This window comes from Neobacillus massiliamazoniensis (genome assembly GCF_001048695.1).
GTDB lineage: Bacteria > Bacillota > Bacilli > Bacillales > Cytobacillaceae > Neobacillus > Neobacillus massiliamazoniensis.
Map to the genome: position 1 here is coordinate 1 of NZ_CVRB01000001.1, position 20,156 is coordinate 20,156.

17 protein-coding genes, 26 tRNA genes and 1 rRNA gene are annotated in these 20,156 nt (G+C 43.9%); 39 read left to right on the forward strand and 5 right to left on the reverse strand.

The annotated features are described in order from the left end of the window. The first annotated feature begins 10 nt into the window (after positions 1 to 10). The 28 genes from rrf (at position 11) to BN1082_RS28780 (ending at position 2,938) form a co-directional block, all read left to right on the forward strand. Positions 11 to 127 (forward strand): 5S ribosomal RNA (gene rrf, locus BN1082_RS00005). A 10-nt stretch (positions 128 to 137) separates the two neighbouring features. Continuing rightward, positions 138 to 213, forward strand: a tRNA-Val gene (locus BN1082_RS00010). 14 nt (positions 214 to 227) lie between these two features. Continuing rightward, positions 228 to 303, forward strand: a tRNA-Thr gene (locus tag BN1082_RS00015). An 11-nt stretch (positions 304 to 314) separates the two neighbouring features. Beyond that, positions 315 to 390 (forward strand) — tRNA-Lys (locus BN1082_RS00020). A gap of 14 nt (positions 391 to 404) precedes the next feature. Continuing rightward, positions 405 to 489: transfer RNA gene (locus BN1082_RS00025), tRNA-Leu, on the forward strand. Between the two features lie 13 nt (positions 490 to 502). Continuing rightward, positions 503 to 577 (forward strand) — tRNA-Gly (locus tag BN1082_RS00030). Between the two features lie 5 nt (positions 578 to 582). Next, a tRNA-Leu gene (locus BN1082_RS00035) sits at positions 583 to 668 on the forward strand. Between the two features lie 84 nt (positions 669 to 752). Continuing rightward, positions 753 to 837: transfer RNA gene (locus BN1082_RS00045), tRNA-Leu, on the forward strand. An 8-nt stretch (positions 838 to 845) separates the two neighbouring features. After that, a tRNA-Gly gene (locus BN1082_RS00050) sits at positions 846 to 920 on the forward strand. 5 nt (positions 921 to 925) lie between these two features. Beyond that, positions 926 to 1,014 (forward strand) — tRNA-Leu (locus BN1082_RS00055). Positions 1,015 to 1,029: 15 nt separating this feature from the next. After that, a tRNA-Arg gene (locus BN1082_RS00060) sits at positions 1,030 to 1,106 on the forward strand. A gap of 5 nt (positions 1,107 to 1,111) precedes the next feature. Beyond that, positions 1,112 to 1,188 (forward strand) — tRNA-Pro (locus BN1082_RS00065). 15 nt (positions 1,189 to 1,203) lie between these two features. Beyond that, positions 1,204 to 1,279: transfer RNA gene (locus BN1082_RS00070), tRNA-Ala, on the forward strand. An 18-nt stretch (positions 1,280 to 1,297) separates the two neighbouring features. Next, positions 1,298 to 1,371 (forward strand) — tRNA-Met (locus BN1082_RS00075). 39 nt (positions 1,372 to 1,410) lie between these two features. Further along, positions 1,411 to 1,484: transfer RNA gene (locus tag BN1082_RS00080), tRNA-Ile, on the forward strand. 9 nt (positions 1,485 to 1,493) lie between these two features. Beyond that, a tRNA-Ser gene (locus BN1082_RS00085) sits at positions 1,494 to 1,586 on the forward strand. Between the two features lie 27 nt (positions 1,587 to 1,613). Continuing rightward, positions 1,614 to 1,687, forward strand: a tRNA-Met gene (locus BN1082_RS00090). Positions 1,688 to 1,690: 3 nt separating this feature from the next. After that, positions 1,691 to 1,767: transfer RNA gene (locus tag BN1082_RS00095), tRNA-Asp, on the forward strand. Positions 1,768 to 1,816: 49 nt separating this feature from the next. Continuing rightward, positions 1,817 to 1,889, forward strand: a tRNA-Phe gene (locus tag BN1082_RS00100). Between the two features lie 26 nt (positions 1,890 to 1,915). Beyond that, positions 1,916 to 2,000: transfer RNA gene (locus BN1082_RS00105), tRNA-Tyr, on the forward strand. 5 nt (positions 2,001 to 2,005) lie between these two features. Then, a tRNA-His gene (locus tag BN1082_RS00110) sits at positions 2,006 to 2,081 on the forward strand. Between the two features lie 16 nt (positions 2,082 to 2,097). Beyond that, positions 2,098 to 2,169: transfer RNA gene (locus BN1082_RS00115), tRNA-Gln, on the forward strand. Between the two features lie 4 nt (positions 2,170 to 2,173). Further along, positions 2,174 to 2,247, forward strand: a tRNA-Cys gene (locus BN1082_RS00120). 7 nt (positions 2,248 to 2,254) lie between these two features. Next, positions 2,255 to 2,328 (forward strand) — tRNA-Gly (locus tag BN1082_RS00125). A 4-nt stretch (positions 2,329 to 2,332) separates the two neighbouring features. Next, positions 2,333 to 2,409: transfer RNA gene (locus tag BN1082_RS00130), tRNA-Ile, on the forward strand. An 18-nt stretch (positions 2,410 to 2,427) separates the two neighbouring features. After that, positions 2,428 to 2,502, forward strand: a tRNA-Asn gene (locus tag BN1082_RS00135). A gap of 79 nt (positions 2,503 to 2,581) precedes the next feature. Next, a tRNA-Arg gene (locus BN1082_RS00140) sits at positions 2,582 to 2,655 on the forward strand. Between the two features lie 40 nt (positions 2,656 to 2,695). Next, positions 2,696 to 2,938, forward strand: coding sequence for a hypothetical protein (locus BN1082_RS28780; protein WP_245640251.1), 243 nt, complete (start codon positions 2,696 to 2,698; stop codon positions 2,936 to 2,938). 240 nt (positions 2,939 to 3,178) lie between these two features. On the opposite strand, the gene BN1082_RS00150 is transcribed toward BN1082_RS28780, so the two are convergent. Continuing rightward, the gene (locus tag BN1082_RS00150) at positions 3,179 to 3,871 is read right to left on the reverse strand and encodes a DUF899 domain-containing protein (RefSeq protein WP_090629269.1); all 693 of its coding nucleotides are present in this window, start codon (positions 3,869 to 3,871) and stop codon (positions 3,179 to 3,181) included. Positions 3,872 to 4,157: 286 nt separating this feature from the next. Here BN1082_RS00150 and BN1082_RS00155 point away from each other — a divergent pair, with 286 nt between their 5' ends. The 7 genes from BN1082_RS00155 to BN1082_RS00185 all read left to right on the forward strand — a co-directional run bounded on the left by BN1082_RS00155 (position 4,158) and on the right by BN1082_RS00185 (position 8,315). Beyond that, positions 4,158 to 4,577 carry a VOC family protein gene (locus BN1082_RS00155; RefSeq protein WP_090629273.1) on the forward strand — a complete coding sequence of 140 codons (420 nt, stop codon included), beginning with the start codon at positions 4,158 to 4,160 and terminating at the stop codon, positions 4,575 to 4,577. 744 nt (positions 4,578 to 5,321) lie between these two features. Further along, positions 5,322 to 5,642: a PadR family transcriptional regulator gene (locus BN1082_RS00160; protein ID WP_090629275.1), complete on the forward strand. Its 321-nt coding sequence runs from the start codon at positions 5,322 to 5,324 to the stop codon at positions 5,640 to 5,642. A 72-nt stretch (positions 5,643 to 5,714) separates the two neighbouring features. Beyond that, on the forward strand, positions 5,715 to 6,068 hold the full coding sequence (locus BN1082_RS00165; RefSeq protein WP_090629278.1) for a DUF1048 domain-containing protein: 354 nt from the start codon (positions 5,715 to 5,717) through the stop codon (positions 6,066 to 6,068). A gap of 158 nt (positions 6,069 to 6,226) precedes the next feature. Beyond that, entirely contained in the window at positions 6,227 to 6,988 is a 762-nt protein-coding gene (locus tag BN1082_RS00170) for an ABC transporter ATP-binding protein (protein WP_090629279.1), read from the forward strand. Continuing rightward, a complete protein-coding gene (locus BN1082_RS00175; RefSeq protein ID WP_090629282.1) occupies positions 6,989 to 7,738 on the forward strand; it encodes an ABC transporter permease in 750 nt (249 codons plus the stop codon). It abuts the gene before it with no gap. Positions 7,739 to 7,786: 48 nt separating this feature from the next. Further along, a complete protein-coding gene (locus BN1082_RS00180) occupies positions 7,787 to 7,948 on the forward strand; it encodes a hypothetical protein (RefSeq protein WP_218055130.1) in 162 nt (53 codons plus the stop codon). Between the two features lie 166 nt (positions 7,949 to 8,114). Next, on the forward strand, positions 8,115 to 8,315 hold the full coding sequence (locus BN1082_RS00185; RefSeq protein WP_090629284.1) for a cold-shock protein: 201 nt from the start codon (positions 8,115 to 8,117) through the stop codon (positions 8,313 to 8,315). A 199-nt stretch (positions 8,316 to 8,514) separates the two neighbouring features. Here the strand turns inward: BN1082_RS00185 and BN1082_RS00190 are convergent, their stop codons facing one another. After that, entirely contained in the window at positions 8,515 to 8,760 is a 246-nt protein-coding gene (locus BN1082_RS00190) for a hypothetical protein (protein ID WP_090629286.1), read from the reverse strand. A gap of 236 nt (positions 8,761 to 8,996) precedes the next feature. Between BN1082_RS00190 and BN1082_RS00195 the strand changes: the two genes are divergently transcribed. Together BN1082_RS00195 and BN1082_RS00200 are read left to right on the forward strand one after the other, a co-directional pair. After that, positions 8,997 to 9,839 carry a tyrosine-type recombinase/integrase gene (locus tag BN1082_RS00195; protein ID WP_176699596.1) on the forward strand — a complete coding sequence of 281 codons (843 nt, stop codon included), beginning with the start codon at positions 8,997 to 8,999 and terminating at the stop codon, positions 9,837 to 9,839. 595 nt (positions 9,840 to 10,434) lie between these two features. Further along, positions 10,435 to 11,532 carry a 3D domain-containing protein gene (locus tag BN1082_RS00200; RefSeq protein WP_090629291.1) on the forward strand — a complete coding sequence of 366 codons (1,098 nt, stop codon included), beginning with the start codon at positions 10,435 to 10,437 and terminating at the stop codon, positions 11,530 to 11,532. A gap of 302 nt (positions 11,533 to 11,834) precedes the next feature. On the opposite strand, the gene BN1082_RS00205 is transcribed toward BN1082_RS00200, so the two are convergent. The 3 genes from BN1082_RS00205 to BN1082_RS00215 form a co-directional block, all read right to left on the reverse strand. Continuing rightward, positions 11,835 to 14,795: a DEAD/DEAH box helicase gene (locus BN1082_RS00205; protein WP_090629294.1), complete on the reverse strand. Its 2,961-nt coding sequence runs from the start codon at positions 14,793 to 14,795 to the stop codon at positions 11,835 to 11,837. Between the two features lie 607 nt (positions 14,796 to 15,402). Further along, positions 15,403 to 17,016, reverse strand: coding sequence for an SWIM zinc finger family protein (locus BN1082_RS00210; RefSeq protein WP_090629296.1), 1,614 nt, complete (start codon positions 17,014 to 17,016; stop codon positions 15,403 to 15,405). Between the two features lie 147 nt (positions 17,017 to 17,163). Further along, positions 17,164 to 18,405, reverse strand: a complete 1,242-nt coding sequence (locus BN1082_RS00215; protein ID WP_090629299.1) for a C40 family peptidase — start codon at positions 18,403 to 18,405, stop codon at positions 17,164 to 17,166. A 298-nt stretch (positions 18,406 to 18,703) separates the two neighbouring features. Between BN1082_RS00215 and BN1082_RS00220 the strand changes: the two genes are divergently transcribed. Both BN1082_RS00220 and BN1082_RS00225 read left to right on the forward strand, forming a co-directional pair. Beyond that, complete coding sequence (locus BN1082_RS00220; protein ID WP_090629301.1) at positions 18,704 to 19,453, forward strand: YveK family protein; 750 nt, start codon at positions 18,704 to 18,706, stop codon at positions 19,451 to 19,453. Then, positions 19,443 to 20,141 carry a CpsD/CapB family tyrosine-protein kinase gene (locus BN1082_RS00225; RefSeq protein ID WP_090629304.1) on the forward strand — a complete coding sequence of 233 codons (699 nt, stop codon included), beginning with the start codon at positions 19,443 to 19,445 and terminating at the stop codon, positions 20,139 to 20,141. Before BN1082_RS00220 ends, BN1082_RS00225 begins: the two co-directional genes overlap by 11 nt. Positions 20,142 to 20,156 lie beyond the last annotated feature (15 nt).

Here is a 20,156-nt window from a genome sequence, read left to right on the forward strand (position 1 = left end):
AAGTAAATAGTCTGGTGGCGATAGCGAGAAGGTCACACCCGTTCCCATACCGAACACGGAAGTTAAGCTTCTCAGCGCTGATGGTAGTTGGGGGCTATCCCCCTGTGAGAGTAAGACGTTGCCAGGCTGTTATATATGGAGGATTAGCTCAGCTGGGAGAGCATCTGCCTTACAAGCAGAGGGTCGGCGGTTCGATCCCGTCATCCTCCACCATAATTTTTTACAATGCCGGTTTAGCTCAATTGGTAGAGCAACTGACTTGTAATCAGTAGGTTGGGGGTTCAAGTCCTCTAGCCGGCACCATTTTTTTGTTTGAGCCATTAGCTCAGTTGGTAGAGCATCTGACTTTTAATCAGAGGGTCGAAGGTTCGAGTCCTTCATGGCTCACCATTTTAAACGAATATGCGGGTGTGGCGGAATTGGCAGACGCACCAGACTTAGGATCTGGCGCCGCAAGGCGTGGGGGTTCGACTCCCTTCACCCGCACCATTTAAGTGATTACGCGGAAGTAGTTCAGTGGTAGAACACCACCTTGCCAAGGTGGGGGTCGCGGGTTCGAATCCCGTCTTCCGCTCCAATGTTGCCGGGGTGGCGGAACTGGCAGACGCACAGGACTTAAAATCCTGCGGTAGGTGACTACCGTACCGGTTCGATTCCGGTCCTCGGCAGTAGCTCAGTCGGTAGAGCATCTGACTTTTAATCAGAGGGTCGAAGGTTCGAGTCCTTCATGGCTCACCATTTTAAATGAATATGCGGGTGTGGCGGAATTGGCAGACGCACCAGACTTAGGATCTGGCGCCGCAAGGCGTGGGGGTTCGACTCCCTTCACCCGCACCATTTAATATGCGGAAGTAGTTCAGTGGTAGAACACCACCTTGCCAAGGTGGGGGTCGCGGGTTCGAATCCCGTCTTCCGCTCCAATTTTGCCGGGGTGGCGGAACTGGCAGACGCACAGGACTTAAAATCCTGCGGTAGGTGACTACCGTACCGGTTCGATTCCGGTCCTCGGCACCATTTTAATAAAATATTGCGCCCGTAGCTCAATTGGATAGAGCGTCTGACTACGGATCAGAAGGTTATGGGTTCGACTCCTTTCGGGCGCGCCATATTTCGGGAAGTAGCTCAGCTTGGTAGAGCACTTGGTTTGGGACCAAGGGGTCGCAGGTTCGAATCCTGTCTTCCCGACCATTCTCAATATCTTTTGGGGCCTTAGCTCAGCTGGGAGAGCGCCTGCTTTGCACGCAGGAGGTCAGCGGTTCGATCCCGCTAGGCTCCACCATAATTTAATTATATATTTGGCGGTGTAGCTCAGCTGGCTAGAGCGTACGGTTCATACCCGTAAGGTCGGGGGTTCGATCCCCTCCGCCGCTATAATAAACAATTAATACTAACGTTAAAGTTGGTATTAATGGACCCTTAGCTCAGTTGGTTAGAGCAGACGGCTCATAACCGTCCGGTCGTAGGTTCGAGTCCTACAGGGTCCACTTTAATATGGAGGAATACCCAAGTCTGGCTGAAGGGATCGGTCTTGAAAACCGACAGGCGGGTCAAACCGCGCGGGGGTTCGAATCCCTCTTCCTCCTCCATTAATTAAAAAGTAATATTATAATCGTCGCGGGGTGGAGCAGTCTGGTAGCTCGTCGGGCTCATAACCCGAAGGTCGTAGGTTCAAATCCTGCCCCCGCAATATGGTCCGGTAGTTCAGTTGGTTAGAATGCCTGCCTGTCACGCAGGAGGTCGCGGGTTCGAGTCCCGTCCGGACCGCCATTTTTATCCAGTAGGCTAACTCTACTGTTGATATAGATATATTTTTTGTGGCTCAGTAGCTCAGTCGGTAGAGCAAAGGACTGAAAATCCTTGTGTCGGCGGTTCGATTCCGTCCTGAGCCACCTTTAAATTTAATGAGTTATTTAGTGGAGGGGTAGCGAAGTGGCTAAACGCGGCGGACTGTAAATCCGCTCCCTCAGGGTTCGGCGGTTCGAATCCGTCCCCCTCCACCATTATGGCGGTTGTGGCGAAGTGGTTAACGCATCGGATTGTGGTTCCGACATTCGTGGGTTCGATTCCCATCAGCCGCCCCATTTATTTTATTATTATTGGGCTATAGCCAAGCGGTAAGGCAACGGACTTTGACTCCGTCATTCGTTGGTTCAAATCCAGCTAGCCCAGTCATGGCAGCATAGCCAAGTGGTAAGGCACAGGTCTGCAACACCTTTACCCCCGGTTCAAATCCGGGTGCTGCCTCCAATTAAATGCGGGTGTAGTTTAGTGGTAAAACCACAGCCTTCCAAGCTGTTGTTGTGAGTTCGATTCTCATCACCCGCTCCAATATGGGCCTATAGCTCAGCTGGTTAGAGCGCACGCCTGATAAGCGTGAGGTCGATGGTTCGAGTCCATTTAGGCCCACCATATTAATCTATTTTCTGTTCCGCAGTAGCTCAGTGGTAGAGCAATCGGCTGTTAACCGATCGGTCGTAGGTTCGAGTCCTACCTGCGGAGCCATTTTTATGTTTATGGGGAAGTAATAGGTCGGATAACCGGCACGAGGGTCCATATAACCCTTCTCCGCCATAGATATCATGCGCCTTTAGCTCAGCTGGATAGAGCATACGCCTTCTAAGCGTACGGTCAGAGGTTCGAATCCTCTAAGGCGCGTATAAAAACAGAGCGATAAAGCCCGCCAGATAAGCGTTTTATGAAGTTAAATGAAACGGTCAAATTCGGATATGCACCCGATGAACGACCGCTTGATAAATTTAACGGCATAGGAGGCTTATTTTTTTATGACGAAAAAGTAAGTGGTACTTACAATTACAGCGATAGGTTTATTAAAAAAGGTGCAAATATTGTTTACATATCAAAGACATTAGGGCATAGTAATTTGGCGGTTACTAGTCAATACCTACATCTTGATAAAGCAGAAGTTGTAGAGAACTAACGACAGTTCTTAAGACCATTCATAAAGAAACTTTGGGGCGCTTAGGCGCTCTTTTTTTCTAAAGCTGCCTCTTCTTTTCGTTGTATAATGGACTAAAATACGAAAGGGAGCGGCGCATATGAACATGGCACGTCCAAACTTTATAGATAGCGAATATTTTTATTGGAATGAGGAAGGTTTTACCGTACGTGAGCGCATGTGTCTATAAATAAAAAATGCGAGGTTTATCCCCGCCTGGTTTTATATTTTTGCAACATATTGATCACGATGCCGAAGTCCACGATCGTCCTGTCGACCTTTTGGAACCAAATCGAGAAACTGGTATGTGATATTCATCATGTCAATGCCACGAGCGTAAGTCGAGTAAGTATGAAATATTTTTCCTTCTTCATCTTTGTAAAAAACGCTTACGCCCTCCCTATCAGTACTCATAGGATTCTGCAGTGTATAGTTGTAAAATGCTTGCTTTTTCTCTACTTCTTCTTCGGTAAAAGATGCTTGAAAATCATAATTAAAATCCGTATGTCCCGATGAATACCAAGGAAATGTCCACTCCATTCGTTTTTTGAATGCTTCCAGTTTTTCTAACGGTGCACGGGAAATACAGACAAAAGTAACATCGCGGTGATATAAGTGTGGAATCATCCCACTGTAGTGATCTGCCCAAAAAGAACAATGTTTGCAGCCTTGATTCCAACTAGGATCGAACATGAAATGGTATACAATCAACTGACTTCTTCCATCAAATAAGTCTGCTAGTGACATCTTACCGTGTGGACCTTCAAATGTGTATGACTTGCTGACAGCTTCCCACGGCAAATCTCGTCTCTGCTGCGTGAGTTCATCCAGCAACTTCGTAAATTCCTTTTCTTTCTGTAGCAGTTCTTTCCTAGCTTCGATCCATTCATTCCTTAGCAGAACTTTATGTTCCATAACAACACCTCATCATCTCGTTTTTCCCATTTATTCTTTCCAATATTACATCTGGTAATGCTTTTGCCTCTTCCATATAAGTTTAAGTTGTTATGGCACCTCTTTCATTTATAGAAAGTAAGATTGTGGAAAAATGTACGAACGGGTGCGATTGTGGAATAAAGGCAATCGCTTTTTTTCTTCTTGAGCTAAAGGTTTAGGTTAGTTCAATTATGAAATCTTTTAAAGGAGAAAGGTATATAGAAAGGGAATTGTTTACTTATCAGAATTTAGGAGGAAATTTTAAATGAGTGAGAAATTATTAAGGGTCGGAACCACATATATTCCAGTAACTAATGTGGAACTTTCATCTGTATGGTATGTAAATAAATTAGATGCAGAATTAAGCTATAAAGATGAAGATAAAGCGATTTTAAATCTTGCAAACCAAAGCATTTTTCTTGTTAAATCAAAAGAACATCAAAGTTCCAATTTCATTGATATTTATGGTGAGGAACGTTTTTCTTTAACATTTGAAGTGAATGGTTTAGATGCTTTAGAAACAATACATAAGGATTTTATAGGTAAAGGGATTAGAGTTGGAGATATTGAAAACAGAGGTCACTCTGGAAGGAATTTTGTTTTTTATGATTTAGATAGTAATAAATTCGATGTATGGAGTGAACTTAGTCCAATTTTCAGAGAAAAATATTTTATCTCAGAATAATCAAGAATTATTATTTATTGTTGTGCTAACGGGTCCATTCCTCTAATAAGGGATGCTTTTTCTTATTGAAGTAAAGGGTCAGGTTCAATATGGTTTAAAAGAAAAAGAACACATTAAGTGTTCTCGATCTCATTTTGTATTTTGGGGAGGCTTACTGTGTTCGTACTTAATCAATTCAACTGGTGGATATTCTTTAGGAAGATTCTTCATTGTTCGACGAGATGACTCGACCGCAAAGTATTAAGTGTCAGTTACAAAGATTTTTCCATTACTGGATGAAGGAATTAAGGTGATTTTCAAGACATATGAATATTTTTCCAAACCTTTGTACTATTTATTTCCTTTAAACGAAATAGATACCGTTTCAATTTGTGAAGGTGTTGCATAGACGTTAATATTGGTATCGAAATATTTTTAAGAAAAATAGTTGACACCCTGGCTACTCGGTGTTACGATGTACTTATAATAAGTAATACTGAATAGCGTGATTTCCCAAAAGCTATTCAGTAAAAATTTACCTCGGTACTATGTTATACTGAATATAAGTCAGACAAAATAGAGGTGGTTCTGAACATGGTAAATTTTTAAGAAAAATAGTTGACACCCAACGCTACTCGGTGTTACAATATACTTGTAATGAGTAATACTGAATAGTTGGATTTCCCGAAAGCTATTCGGTAAAAATTTACCTCAGTACTATGTTATACTGAATATAAGTCAGACAGAATAGAGGTGACTCTGAACATGGAAAATTTAACTGAAATGCTGAAGGGTTCGCTGGAAGGCTGCGTGCTGGAAATCATCAGCCGCCATGAAACCTATGGCTACGAGATTACCCGCCGCCTGAACGAGCTTGGGTTTACCGAAGTCGTGGAAGGGACGGTCTACACCATCCTCGTGCGATTAGAAAAGAAAAAACTTGTGAGCATAGAAAAGAAACCGTCAGATATGGGGCCGCCCCGCAAGTTTTACTCACTTAATGAGGCTGGCCGCCAGGAACTTGAATTGTTTTGGGAAAAATGGGATTTTGTATCATCAAAAATCAACGTCTTAAAATCAATCTAGCTTCATAAAATATTACGTCCGATATTTTTGGAGTGTCTTGTTCAGCTTTATAAAAAAAGGAGGAAAAATAACATGATGGAAATGTTCAAAAAAATGATTGGTGATAAAAAAGAATACAAGATGATGATGGCACGGGTTGAAGCCCTGCCAGAGGACTACCAGTTTGTATTTAAGGAAATTCAAAACTACATGTGGAAATTCACAGCGGGCAACGGGATGGATATGCTGCACATACAGTATGAATTAATCGATTTGTTCGAAGCCGGTGCAGCGGAAGGCAGACAAGTGCTGGAAATCACTGGGGACGATGTGGCGTCCTTTGCCGACGAACTAGTGGCAAACGCTAAAACCTATTTCGCCAAGTATCGTGAAGATTTGAATCAGAGTATCTTGAAGCGACTGGGAAAAAATAAACTCATTAAATAATACTGACTGAATAGCTGGTTACAAATATGAATTGCCACCTTCGTTATTCAGTTATATTTTTAGCTTAGTAATAAGTGGTACGTATTATCAGTGAGACTAAATAGTAGAGTTTAGGCAATCTAGCTCCGCAAGGAACTTTTAATAAGGAGGAAAATAGTATGAGCAATGCAGCGATTTCTGTAAAAGGGTTAAAAAAATCCTTTAATGACAAGGAAGTCTTAAAGGGGGTGGATTTTGAGGTGCGGCGTGGCGAAATTTTCGCACTGCTGGGCTCAAATGGAGCGGGCAAGACGACGACGGTCAACATCCTCTCGACGCTGATGAAACACGACGGCGGAGAAGTAAGTATTTGCGGCTTTGACGTCCAGCGTCAACCGGATCATGTTCGCCAGAGCATCAGCCTGACAGGGCAGTTCGCAGCTTTAGACGGAATGCTCACCGGGCGGGAAAACCTGATAATGATCGCCAAGTTGCGGGGAGTTTCCAATCCCGTTCAAGTCGCCGACAATCTGCTTGCAAGATTCAGCCTGACCGATGCGGCCAACCGCAGGGCGGACCAATATTCCGGCGGGATGAAGCGCCGGCTTGACATCGCCATGAGCCTGATCGGGAAGCCAGCAGTCATTTTTCTCGACGAACCGACAACAGGGCTTGACCCAGAAGCGCGGATTGAAGTCTGGAATACCGTCAAGGAGCTTGCAGGCGGCGGCACGACCATCTTGCTGACGACCCAGTACTTGGAGGAAGCCGAACAAATGGCGGACCGTATCGCTATCCTGCATGGCGGAAAAATCATCACGACCGGTACCCTTACCGAACTCAAAGAGATGTTCCCGCCAGCAAAAGTGGAGTACATCGAGAAGCAGCCGACATTGGAGGAAATTTTCCTCGCGATCATCGGCAAAAAGGAGGAGATGTAAATGAAAAGCAAAACAGGGGTATTACTAGGGCGTTTAATGCGCAACATCATGCGCAGCCCGGATACGATTATCACGGTGGCGATTACGCCGATTATGATGATGCTGCTGTTTGTCTACGTATTTGGCGGCGCCATAAAGACAGGAACGGACAACTACGTCAATTATTTATTGCCGGGAATCTTGCTGATGGCCATCGCATCCGGAGTCGCTTACACTTCCGTGCGGCTGTTTACGGATGTAAAGAGCGGGCTGATGGCGCGTTTCATTACCATGCCCATCAAGCGCTCGTCGGTATTGTGGGCTCACGTGTTGACATCGCTTGTTTCCAATGCGCTTACTCTCGTGGTGGTTTTCCTTGTCGCGCTCTTGATGGGCTTCCGTTCTAACGCTGGTATCCTGGATTGGCTCGCGGTAGCTGGGATACTCGGGCTGTTTACTCTGGCTCTGACATGGCTAGCGATCATTCCCGGATTGACAGCGAAGTCTATGGAAGGGGCGACAGCCTACTCGTACCCGCTGATTTTCCTGCCGTTTATCAGTTCGGCCTTTGTTCCCACCGAAACCATGCCTAAAATTGTCCGTGCGTTCGCTGAGAACCAGCCCGTGACTTCAATCGTGAATGCGATTCGTGCCCTCTTGTATGGAGGGTCGGTTGGCAACGATATCTGGATCGCGCTTGCCTGGTGCGTCGGCATCATGGTCATCGCTTACATCTTCGCCAGTAAACAATTTAAACGCCAGTTAGGGTAAGTACACCATTATGGGATTAGCCATATCAATAGTCAGCCGCTGCGATGAATGCATTTGCTATCACATGGAAGGCTGTTAAAATGCCGGGCAACCATCGATGAAATCATGGAAACCCTCAAAATTGGTGTGATTGGTGGCGGCTCGATTACTTATCCCAATGCGAGGTTTGCCATACATGCTTTAGAAGAATTTACAGGGTGCAATAGTTAAATTTTTAGGGGTTCTTGCAAACAATTTTGAAAAATGCTATTCTAAATATGAATTATTTTTGTTCGGTGTAAAGGATTTGTATTAGTTTAAACTTTTCGTCTTGATGATCACTGAGAGCAAGGATAGTATTACATTGTGTGTATCTACACACTAGGAGGCAACAAAAATGGAAAACGGTAAAGTAAAATGGTTTAACAGCGAAAAAGGCTTCGGATTCATCGAGCGTGAAGGTGGAGAAGACGTATTCGTTCATTTCTCAGCTATCCAAGGCGAAGGTTTCAAATCTCTTGAAGAAGGTCAATCAGTTACTTTTGACGTTGAACAAGGTAACCGTGGACCACAAGCTGCTAACGTTCGTAAAGCTTAATTAAAAACAACAGATGGACTCCATTTTGGAGTCTGTTTTTTTATGCTTAAAAAAAAGAACCCCATTCACGAATGAATAGGGAACATGAAAACAGTAAATCAAATGGTATACAAAGTGTAACATACGATTAAGGAAAATCCTAATTTTTAAAAGAGGGCTGGTGGATCGCGTTATGTCCATCTTCATCTTAGCAACGATGTTAAACAAATTCTAACCACAATTCTAATTGTTTCACCGCTTCTGGATTAATCGTCTTCATTGGTTCAATAAGTATTTCACCTCGTTGACGCTTTATTTCTTTGGCCAGGAGTGGAATATCATCAAACAAACCTTCTTCTTCAATTGAAATCTTTAAGTACTTCATCCTAAAAAACTCGTTTTCTATAGTGTTTATTTCAAAATGTTCGATTAACATTTCAACCCAGATATCTAACGATTCTCTCATGTAATCATCTCCCATATAGTAACTATTACTTCAACATTATCGTTGACCACAATATTGCTGCAACCTATTTCCATTGAGAAAATAAATTCACACATGCTATTCGTGTATAGTAATAATTCTACATTGGGTCTATGTAATCCTATCGGATAATAAAAACCGTTAAATGCGCAGAAGTTTACTTCCAATTTTATTGGTAATATAATGGAATGGACAATGATAATAGGGGGATTAATAAATTGAGAAATAACTCTATTGAAGCTATTCCGCTGATTCATGATTTTTGTCATTGGCTGAAGGAACAAAAGAAATCTCCTAACACGATTACAACCTACAAGAGGGACTTGGAAAGGTTTCAAGAGTGGCTTCAAGAGAAAAAATCGGATATTAACCATTTAACAAAGGATGATATCCAAGCATATATCTCATTTTTAGAACAGAAGCAGAAAAGTGTGGCAACTATCGATAAGACAGCAGGTGCTATACGTACGTTTGCTAAATTTTTAGAGAAACCAGATTTGATTTTCGGGATAAAGTTAGAGCCAGTTACAAAAGAAGATATTGAGGTGTTGTCTTCAGACCAGTATGAGCTGCTTTTAACTCAGGTTAAAGACGATGGAAATCTCAGAGATATCGCGATCGTGTATTTACTTTTGCATACAGGTCTACGTGTTTCCGAACTATGCAGCTTAAATCGTTCTAGTGTTAATTTTTTTAAAAATGAATTAATCGTAGAAAAAGGTGAAGAGAGACGCACAATCCCTCTTTCAAATGATGCTAAGACTCGTTTAGAAGATTATCTAAAGTCTCATTCATCTAAGGAAGCAATATTCATTACAAAATTAGGTGAACGGATTACCGAGAGAACTGTTCAATATATGCTTAAGAAATATAATGTCAATCCCAATAAATTAAGACATACGTTCTGTCAAAGGCTTGTGGATTCCAGGGTTGATTTAGATGTTGTTTCAAGACTTGCTGGAATTAAAGACCTTAATGTCATTAAGAGGTATGTAAAAAGCTCACAAATAAAAGAGAATAGCCTAGGAGAGATCATAAATAATTCATTTATGGAACACTAGGTTGGGTTGTCACGCTATGAGTTTTTGGAGAAACATTGGCAGTAGAATATAAATTAGCGTATTAGATCGCATACCAAATGGTTTGCGATTTTTTGTTGTTATAGCAATGTAATAATTCTTATTACTTCTATTCTAAAGGTAAAATGGCCTCTACTCTACCAGTCCATCCCCTTTGGTACCAACGCAAAAGTGTTAATTCAATTTAGCGAGAGAAACATTCATCTCACCTACCAGCACAGCTCCTTTCAAATTATGTCGAAAGACCTGCACCTAACTGACGATGAAGCACTCGATATCTTTAAACATTTTGCTGTTAAAGAAGGTAAAAAGTTGCCTACCTAGCCAACGGCCAGAGAAAACCACAAAAAAAGCAGCAGATTATGGCAAGAAAAGCGAGCAAAAAAATCAAGTACTAAGTACTAAAGGTTCACTTCGCTGATACTTCAGTACCACTTTGGTGCCTGACACCTCTGTAAAATCGTTATAATTTGGCAAAATTTCTTCCTTTATGACAAATTGAGAAGGAGATTTAATGATTTTGTAACATAGCTGGCATATTCTTTTGTTAAACTTCCTGAAGAAGGGGGAAAAAAGTATGACATTTTTAAAACGAATTACAATCGTCATGTTTACATTGATGTTATGTGTACCTTTTTCTTTGGAAACGCATGCACAATCAAACACAGATGCCCTACAAAATCTCCAGCAACAACTTAATCAGAAAGCAAATGAAAAGCAAGCTGTGAAAAATGAGATGGACAGTGTTCAACAAGAAATGCAGTCGATTTCTACATATATTTCACAAAACAAAGACGCGATGGCAAAAACCGAGCAGAAAATTGCCGATACTAACCGTCTGATTGAACAGAAGAAAGAAGAGATTGTCACTCTTGAAGATAAAATTCTTGCTCGTAAGGATGTCATGAAGAAGAGACTTGTGGCGCTCCAGCAGCGTGATGATAAAATCGGATTAGTTATCAGCGTATTTATGGATGCGAAAAATCTTGACGATTTTATTCAACGCGCTAGTGCAGTGAGCACACTGTTTGGTGCGGACAAGGATATTCTAAATGCTCAGCAGGATGACCTAAACCAAATTGAAGTAGATAAAAAAGAGATTGATAAACAAGAACAAGTTGCACTAGCAGAGCAAAAATCGCTTGCAAAGCAGCAAGCTGATCTTGATCAAAATCTGCAAAAGAAACAAGCAGACTTAAACACATTACAGCAGCAAAGCAGTCAAATTGATCAGCAAATTACAGCTGATTCCCAACAAAAGGCTAATATTCAAGCACAGATCAAAGCTGCACAAGATCAGATTCTTCAACAACAAGCAGCAGCAAGAGCTGCGGCTCAAGCAGGAGCAGGTGCAAATCAGCCATCCGCACCACAACAACCATCCGGAGGCGGCCAAGAATTTTATGTCACGGCAACTGCCTACAGCTGGGAAGATGGTGGCATCATCACAAGATTAGGCTACAACATCAAAGATAATCCTAATATGAAACTAATTGCTGTTGACCCGTCTGTCATTCCATTAGGAAAAAAAGTATGGGTAGAGGGCTATGGAGTAGCGATTGCTGGTGACACTGGCGGTGCCATTGTCGGCAACCGAATCGATGTCCTAATGCCTTCAACGGCTGCCTCAAATGCATGGGGTAGAAAAACGGTGAAAGTAGTTGTTTTAAATTAGTAGTTTACTATAAAAATAGCGAGGAGACCTGACATGAACGTGTTGGGTCTCTTTTTTCGTAGACTGATATGAAAAATATCCTGGACAAAACGGCACAAATAATTTTAAAACGGCACATATCTAGGCCAAAACGGCACATAAACCATTTTTACCTCTCAAACCTTAAATCCACCCATCAAAAAGCAAAAATCAGCCCGCCTCGTTCGTGAGGCGGGCAATTCTTTACAATTGGCGAGTTCCAACATTTTCGACTGTCCACTGGAGAAAGACAAATGTCCACGGACGGTGCCTGACACCCAATCTCACCCCAAGTGCACCAGGTCTCGCAGTTCGTCGGTGGAGAGTTCGGTGATCCAGTTTTCGCTTTGGATGATTTGGTCGTTCAGGTGTTGTTTTTTCTCGAGCATGGCGTCGATTTTTTCCTCCAATGTGCCGGTGCAGATAAGTTTGTGCACGTGGACAAATCGTTGCTGACCGATACGATAGGCGCGATCGGTTGCTTGGTTTTCGACGGCAGGATTCCACCAGCGGTCGTAGTGGATGACGTGGTTCGCAGCGGTCAGGTTCAGACCGGTGCCGCCGGCTTTCAACGAAAGTAAGAATACAGGGAATTCCTGGTTCTGGAACCGATCAATCATCGAATCGCGCTGTGCTTTCGGTACGCTTCCATTCAAAAATGGCACTTCAACCCCAAACTTCTTTTTCAACGTTGTTCTAATCATTTCACCCATTTCAATATATTGTGTGAAAATGAGACAGCTTTCGCCCTGTTCTAAAACGGCATCTACTAAGTCAACCAGCTTCTCCAGTTTATTAGAGCGATCAAGGAGGTGCCGGGTCGCCCCATTTTCTTTTAAATAAAGAGCGGGGTGGTTACAGAGCTGTTTTAAGCGGCTTAGCATTTGTAAAATTAATCCTTTGCGTTCAAAACCGGTTAGTTTTTCAATCTCAGCAAACGTATCGTGAATCAGCTGCTCGTAAAGTGAAGCCTGCTCGGCCGTTAGTGGGCAGTATTCCTTTTGTTCCTGCTTATCAGGGAGGTTGAGGGCAACCTCTTCATCCTTTTTCGTGCGGCGGAGCAGGAATGGCCGGATTAGCCCCTGAAGCTGCTGCACTTTTTCCTTCTTCTCATCCTTTTCAATCGGAATAACGTATCTTTTTTGAAATTGTCCCAAGCTGCCAAGATAGCCGTGATTGGTAAAATCAAAAATCGACCACAGCTCGGAGAGACGGTTTTCCATCGGCGTTCCCGTTAAGGCGATGTGATGGCGGCCCCTTAGCTGGCGAACAGCCTTCGATTGCTTTGTTTGGGCATTCTTGATATTTTGGGCCTCGTCAATCGCAATCGAGCTCCAAAGCAGTGATTGGAACTCAGTGGAATCCAGATGGCTCAGTCCATAAGAAGTGAGCACGACATCGACATCCTTAGCTTTCTCCGTAAACGCCTCTTCCTTCAGGCGGTTGGAGCCATAATGCAAATACACCTTCATCTCAGGAGCAAAGCGCTCCAACTCCTTCTGCCAGTTCCCTAGAACCGAAGTCGGGCAAATGATCAATGCAGCCTTCGTCGGAACCTTGACGGGAACCAGTGCAGGAGCAGGGGAAGCCCCTTCATCCTTCTTGCGATGACCTTTTTTGGTGCCACTTTTGGTGTCAGGCACCTGGTTTACATAACTCGTGTTGTCAGGCACCACATCGCCTTCCTTCACCTTCAACAGATAGGTTATGAGCTGGACGGTTTTGCCGAGACCCATATCGTCGGCTAGGCAGGCGCCGAAACCGTACTGTCTTAGGAACCAAAGCCAGCTCATTCCGAGTTGCTGGTAGGGGCGGAGCTCGCCATTTAATCCCGCAGGCACCGGTTGTTCTGGAATTTCGTTCGAATCAGAGAGCTGCTTGACCATTTGCTTCCATTGGCGGTTCAACTCAATTTGAATCCGTGCAAATGCTTTTGGATTTTCCAATTCGTCCTCGGAAGCGGCGCCGGACTCCACCATCTCTTGCTCAAGTAGGTCACGGACATGCAGACCTTCCTTTTCGGCTCGCTTCATTAAATCTTGAATTTGCCGAATGAATTGCGGATCAAGCTTTACCCAACGACCTCGGATATAAACGAGCCGTCTTTTTTCTTCGACGAGCTTGGCGAATTCATCTTCGGACAGATCGACACCGTTCATCGAAAACCGCCAGTTAAAGTCCAGCATCGCATCAAGACCGACAAACGATGGACGATGGCTCGATGATCCTTTCACCGACGCCTTAACTCGCAAGTTGGCATTTTTCATCGCCTGCCACCAGGAAGGGAGAAGGATTTCGACATCAAGCGCAACCAAGGTTTCACTGGCCTCGGTTAAAAACATCCACGCTTCATCCTCGGTCAAGTGGTTTTTGATGAGAACGGGACCGTCCTCGTCATGATCCTCACCCAACCATGGAATCAGTCGAACGAAGCGGCTCTTTTCCCGATCCACCTTTTCTAAATATGGCTGCCATTTTACCGGAACCTTTAATACGCCATCCAATCCAACCATTTCATCGGGATTTTTTTTACTGCGCAAAAATAAATCCAGGCTCCAAAGTCCTTCACCATCTACCGGTTCCTCAAGATGTAGCCCAATCGTAAATGGTGTATCGCTTTCCTTGATTCCGACCCATTCCAGCCAGCTTTCCTCGTCAAAATAACGGGCAAGATCCCCGCCAGAAATATTCTGCTTTTTCAAAAGGTCCAGCTTCGGTCCGAACAGCTCTTGCATTGAAGCATTTCTCGTCAAATAACCATCGAGTGCGCCGTTGTATAAATCGGAGATGAAATCAATAGTGGGATGACCGTTTACTAGCTGTTCCCAAAAGGGCGAAGCGAACTCATCCTTTACTCGATCCGGAAGCTGCCAGCGGAATTCACCGTGCTCCCATACCGAGAAGTCGGGGAGCCACTCTTTTTCCAAAATGCTTTCATAAAGGGCATGTGCTGCAGCAAGGCAAACTTCCGACTGCTCGCTCCAATCCCAATCGATGAAGCGGTTGAACGACTCCTTGGCAAAAAGGGAAACAAGCTGCCAGCCACTCAGCGGCACCCCCTCTATCCCGTTCGCGATCTCGCTCTCAAGAAGAGTCCCGAAAAAACTCTCCTCATGGCGGCTAAACACAAGATTTTTCCAGACAGAAGTAGCCATTACCTGATCCTGTTCGTCTTGCGCCGTCAGCAAATAGCGACCATCCTCTAATTTAGTTGTCAGCAATTTAATAAATCTATTTTTAAGCATCAATTTATATGCTCCTTTGAGGCAAAAGCCTCGAATTCTTTCAAAAACTTATCATTATTTATGGTACGGTACGCGAAATGAAGTGGAATCATAGAATTGAGTTATTAGCGCTAAAACAGAGCTTAGAGTCTCTAAAAATGTAACTAATAAACGTTATTGGCGTCAAAACAGAGCTTAGAGTTTCAAAAAATGTAACTAATAAGTCTTATTAGCGTCAAAACAGAGCTCAGAGTCTCTAAAAATGTAATTAATAAGCGTTATTAGTGTCAAAACAGAGCTTAGAGTCTCTAACAATGTAACTAATAAGCCTTATTAGCGTCAAAACAGAGCTTAGTGCCTCTAAAAATGTAACTAATAAGCGTCATTGGCGCCAAAACAGAGCTTAGAATCTCCAAAAATGTCGTTAATAAGCGTCATTGTCGACAAAACATAACCGAGAATCTCCAAAAGTGTCGTCAATAAGCCTCATTGCCGAAAAAACTATGCTTTTGTCTACAAAAAGGGTGTCAGGCACCACTAATGTCACAACTAATCACAACTGTCCACCCAGGGCGTACAAATGTCCACGAGCGGTGCCTGACACCCAATCTACAACACCCAATCCAATCTACCCCTCGATCAGCTTCCCGCGCTGGCATTCTTCGTGGAAGGCCCGGAGGCGTTTGGTTCGGTCGAGCAAGGTGTTAAGGAAGTAGTGCCAGTCGTCCTGGCGCTTCATTTTTTTATATAGTGTGCGCAGTTTTTTCAGGTGGCGGACGGCCAGTTTGTAGCTTGGGCGGTTTTTTTGGTCGATTTCAGCTTGGACTGTTTGGTGGAGGATGCCGAGCAGCACCTCAGGCTGTTCTTTTTCGACGATTTTCACTTTGCTCGACGGAAGATCGGCATAGTTTAGCCCCACGAATGCTTGGAGCTCACCCCAGCGTTCGTAGTGGCCGCGTTCAAAGAGCATGTATTCATAATCGGCAAAGCTGTAAGGCAGCGTCTGCAACAACGCGCGCTCGAACAAGTCGGTGCGGTTCGTTTCGACACAATACGGCGCTATCGTCTTCAGCGCCTCCCTAGTAAAGCCCGTGCACGAGTGGTAGCTCCGGAGCTCATCCAAATACCCTCTGATTTTTTGTAAAAATAATTCAATCATTGTCCCGACGCGTTTCCAGGCTTTTAACTGTGTCAACTGGTCAATCCAATGAAGCATAAAAGGGGTCGCAATGTCATCCTCGATCTGCCTAAGCAAATTCAGCGCCGACTCGTCGTCACCCTGTAAATAATGCAAATGAATGCTGGCAATCAATAGCGGCACCGGATTCTCACCCTCCCGCAAATCCTTCAGGCCGAGGCGAATCTTTTCGGTCTCTTCAGCGCGCCAAGTCTTGTTGCGAAACAACCCTGACCACAACAGGCGATAGAAGGAAATCCGCTCTTGCTCCAATCCACTGACGCACGTCAGCAAGGTAAACGTATCATCCTTTAATTTTAAAATAAATGCATCAAAATCAAACGGCAGCGATTGCACGCCGATTTTCGCTACCAAATCCTCGACATCATCGATCATTTGATGGAACAGGTGAAGGTAAGACCGCTTCACCATGTCCTCCGTATGCCCAGCCTGCTCACTCAAAACGGCAAGCTTGCGAAATGAAACAACCGTCGCGATGAGCTCATAGAGCATACGCCATTCCTGCTCAAGCGGTGCACTGGCAGAAAGTCGCCGCTCGTAAATCTCAAATAAATCAGCCACGACAAACGGGCTCATCGTCTTTTTCGTCTGCACTAGCGTATCAAAGCTGTCCTCGAAAGAACGGACCCAGCCCTCATAATCCGGCTTCAACACTCCATTTGCCTTGATCAAATCCTTTGCTTTCTGGATGCCTAAGCTCGTGAGTGACTTTTTTTCCATCATCGGTTCGCGCCACTCCTCAAGCCACTTGGTCACACTGCCTACAGTCGAAAAAGCCGCGAAAAAAACCGCTATCTTGTGCCGGCATAAGTCTTCAGCAGGGCACGAGCACTCGCTCAAGCCCAAGAAGTTGAGGTCAAGCTCAACCTTGCACGGGGTCACATCTTGGACGACAGCTGTAGCCAAATATTCGTTTATATGTAACTGATGCACCATCCCCTGCCGGTACAGCATTAACCCCTTTTGAACGAGCCGCGCATCTTCGGTAGACGATGGGTTTAAGAGTTCTTTTATATCATCGGAAAGGCTATGTATTAACTCCAAGCGAGAAGCCCCCTTTTTAAATAGTAGAATGAAAAAACAATATGGCTACGCCACTTTTAAAAAAATCCATATTCCTTAATTATACCCAAAAAACTGTTGTTCGAGGAGGGTGAATCTATGAAAAAAACACCTTGCTTAGCAAGGTGTTTAGTAAAAGCGCTTAAATCCTTCAAAATGATTTTTGAAATAGCCGGTTAAGCTCGAGATGGCAATGCCACGGTTTTCATCGGCGTGGATGAATTGGTTGTCACCAAGGTAAATGCCCACGTGGGAGATGCCCTTTTTATATGTATTTTGGAAAAAGACAAGATCCCCAGGCTGCGGCTGGTCGACATAATGGGAGCGGCTGTAGAAGCCTTCCGCAGTTGTGCGGCTTGTCGAAAAACCAGCCTTGTTGAACACATAATAAATGAAACCGCTGCAATCAAAGCCTTTCATGCTGCTACCGCCCCAAACATAAGGGACGCCCATGACGGCTTTTGCTTCACGAATGACATCTGTCGCCAGGTTGGAGGTACCAGGCTGCCCTGTAGTTGGAACGGACTGACCTGCAATCTGCAATTTTTGCCCGACGTAGATGAGATCGGAGACCAGGTTGTTCTGCCTTTTAATGCTGCTGACAGTAACACCGAACTGGGCGGCAATTCTTCCGAGGGTGTCACCATTTTGAACAACATAATTCGTCACCTCAGAAGGAGCGGCAGGTGGAGCAGGCGGAGCAGGTGTCGGCGGTGCTGTCACTGGAACGCTTCCTCCCGAAACCTTTAACGTTTGACCCACATAAATCATGTCAGAGATCAGTTGGTTTTGCTGCTTCAAATCATTAACCGTACAGCCGAACTTGAGAGCGAGTGCCCCGAGAGTATCGCCGCTTTGGATGACATAATTCGCCACCGTACCAGATGAGTCAGATGCACTAGACCCACCAGATCCACCAGGACTCGTAGGGACTGCCGGCGGTGCATCGCCATTATTCGCTACCTTCAGCTGAGTTCCTGGAAAAATAAGCGAGCTGTTCAGGTTGTTCCACTGCATTAAATCCGAGAGCTTAATCCCGAATTTATAGGCGATGCCACTAAGCGTGTCCCCGCTTACGATCGTATAAACGGAGGCAGCCGAAGCCGCTGGCGGAACTGCTGGCGGAGCTGCCGGAGGAACTAGTCCCGGCGTAGAACTTGAACCGATTTGAAGAACCTGGTTGACGCGGATAAGGTCGGATCCAAGGTTGTTCAGTTTCTTAATATCTTGGACACTTGTTTGAAAATTCTTCGCAATCTGCGAGAGCGTGTCCCCTTTTTGAACCGTGTAAGTGCTGGCGGAAGCCGCTCCTGCATATGTAGACGATAGGATTGCAACGGTTGCCACCGCAGATACGACTTTTTTCTTCATTAACAATCACCCCAGACTATTTTTTCTCTATTTTACCACATTTATCCGCTTGTTTTTACAAAATGTAGCAATATTGTTATCGGAAAAATGGCAAAGTTGTTTAGATTCCAAAGACATAGGTCTTTTATTCTGTTTTCTAAAAAAATTCCAAAAAACCAAAAAAAAACACTTCAAATTTCTTACTTAGAGAGGTTTAATAGAATATGTTGGTTTTTATAAGACAATATACCAAAACATACGACAAATTATGCTATACTAAACATGTTTTGACATACATTTAGTAGTACAGGAGGACAAAATGGAAGAAACGATTAGTTTAAAAGATCTACTTGAAACCTTAAAAAAAAGGTTCACGTTAATCCTATCGATTACATTAGTTGCCGCGATAGCAAGCGGGGTTGTCAGTTACTTTTTCATCACCCCTATATATCAAGCCTCGACGCAAATTCTGGTCAATCAATCGAAAAATAACCAAACGATGTACACTCCCAATGAGGTGCAGACAAACCTTCAATTGATCAATACATACAATGTCATTATTAAAAGCCCGGCAATCCTTGATAAAGTGGCAGAAGATCTTCATTTAAAGCTGACCACCGTACAACTGAATAAAAAGATTACCGTTGCAAGCGAAAAGGACTCTCAGGTTATCAATATATCCGTTCAGGACTCGGATCCAAAAATGGCAGCAGATATTGCCAACAAGATAGCAGCGGTTTTTCAATCGCAAATTTCAACAATCATGAAGGTCGATAACGTTAGCATTCTAGCAAAGGCCAATGTTGGCGACAATCCGTCACCGATTAAGCCGAAAAAAGCAATGAACGTCGCGATCGCTGTTGTTGTTGGATTAATGGCAGGTATCGGGATCGCTTTCTTGCTCGAATACTTCAATAACACCATTAAAAACGAACAAGATGTAGAAAAAACACTCGGGCTACCGATTCTAGGGACTATTGCTCATATTGACGATCAAAAAATAGAAGAGTTAAGAAGACAGCGCGCATCAAGAATGTCAACAAGAAGGGGTGAGACTATTGACTCTTAAGAAAAAAACGACGAAAACAAGTTCAAGACGGAAGCTCGTGACCATACTCGATCCAAAATCACCGATTGCGGAGCAATATCGAACGGTTCGGACTAATATCCAATTCTCCTCCGTTGATCAGGAACTGAAAACCATTATGGTAACGTCATCCGGCCCAGGAGAAGGGAAGTCGACGACAGCTGCCAATTTAGCAGTAGTATTTGCGCAGCTTGGAAAAAAAGTATTAATTGTGGATGCCGACCTACGTAAGCCAACCGTTCACCATACGTTTGGGATCAACACTCACATTGGTTTTTCAACGGTTTTGACCAAACAAGCTGACCTTACCAGTGCAATAGTAAAAACAGAAGAAAAGGATTTATATGTGTTACCAAGCGGGCCAATTCCCCCTAATCCATCAGAGCTGTTAAGTTCCAAATCGATGGAACAATTTATCGCCGATGTAAAAACCGTATTCGACTATATTATTTTCGATACGCCGCCATTGTTAGCGGTCGCTGATCCACAAATTCTGGCAAATCAGTGTGATGGTGCCATTTTGGTGGTGTATAGTGAAAAAACCGTACGAGAGCATGCCGTAAAAGGCAAAGAAATGCTTGAAAATGTGAAAAGCAAGCTGCTTGGGGTCGTTTTAAACCATAAAGAACTACAAAAAAATGATTATTATTATTATTATGGGAACAAGTGACAAATTTCGACACCT

Bases quoted from the DNA above. Each gene is read 5' to 3' on its own strand.
- BN1082_RS28780 (WP_245640251.1), top strand. From the start codon at position 2,696: ATGAAGTTAAATGAAACGGTCAAATTCGGATATGCACCCGATGAACGA.
- BN1082_RS00150 (WP_090629269.1), bottom strand. From the start codon at position 3,871: ATGGAACATAAAGTTCTGCTAAGGAATGAATGGATCGAAGCTAGGAAA.
- BN1082_RS00155 (WP_090629273.1), top strand. From the start codon at position 4,158: ATGAGTGAGAAATTATTAAGGGTCGGAACCACATATATTCCAGTAACT.
- BN1082_RS00160 (WP_090629275.1), top strand. From the start codon at position 5,322: ATGGAAAATTTAACTGAAATGCTGAAGGGTTCGCTGGAAGGCTGCGTG.
- BN1082_RS00165 (WP_090629278.1), top strand. From the start codon at position 5,715: ATGATGGAAATGTTCAAAAAAATGATTGGTGATAAAAAAGAATACAAG.
- BN1082_RS00170 (WP_090629279.1), top strand. From the start codon at position 6,227: ATGAGCAATGCAGCGATTTCTGTAAAAGGGTTAAAAAAATCCTTTAAT.
- BN1082_RS00175 (WP_090629282.1), top strand. From the start codon at position 6,989: ATGAAAAGCAAAACAGGGGTATTACTAGGGCGTTTAATGCGCAACATC.
- BN1082_RS00180 (WP_218055130.1), top strand. From the start codon at position 7,787: ATGCATTTGCTATCACATGGAAGGCTGTTAAAATGCCGGGCAACCATC.
- BN1082_RS00185 (WP_090629284.1), top strand. From the start codon at position 8,115: ATGGAAAACGGTAAAGTAAAATGGTTTAACAGCGAAAAAGGCTTCGGA.
- BN1082_RS00190 (WP_090629286.1), bottom strand. From the start codon at position 8,760: ATGAGAGAATCGTTAGATATCTGGGTTGAAATGTTAATCGAACATTTT.
- BN1082_RS00200 (WP_090629291.1), top strand. From the start codon at position 10,435: ATGACATTTTTAAAACGAATTACAATCGTCATGTTTACATTGATGTTA.
- BN1082_RS00205 (WP_090629294.1), bottom strand. From the start codon at position 14,795: ATGCTTAAAAATAGATTTATTAAATTGCTGACAACTAAATTAGAGGAT.
- BN1082_RS00215 (WP_090629299.1), bottom strand. From the start codon at position 18,405: ATGAAGAAAAAAGTCGTATCTGCGGTGGCAACCGTTGCAATCCTATCG.
- BN1082_RS00220 (WP_090629301.1), top strand. From the start codon at position 18,704: ATGGAAGAAACGATTAGTTTAAAAGATCTACTTGAAACCTTAAAAAAA.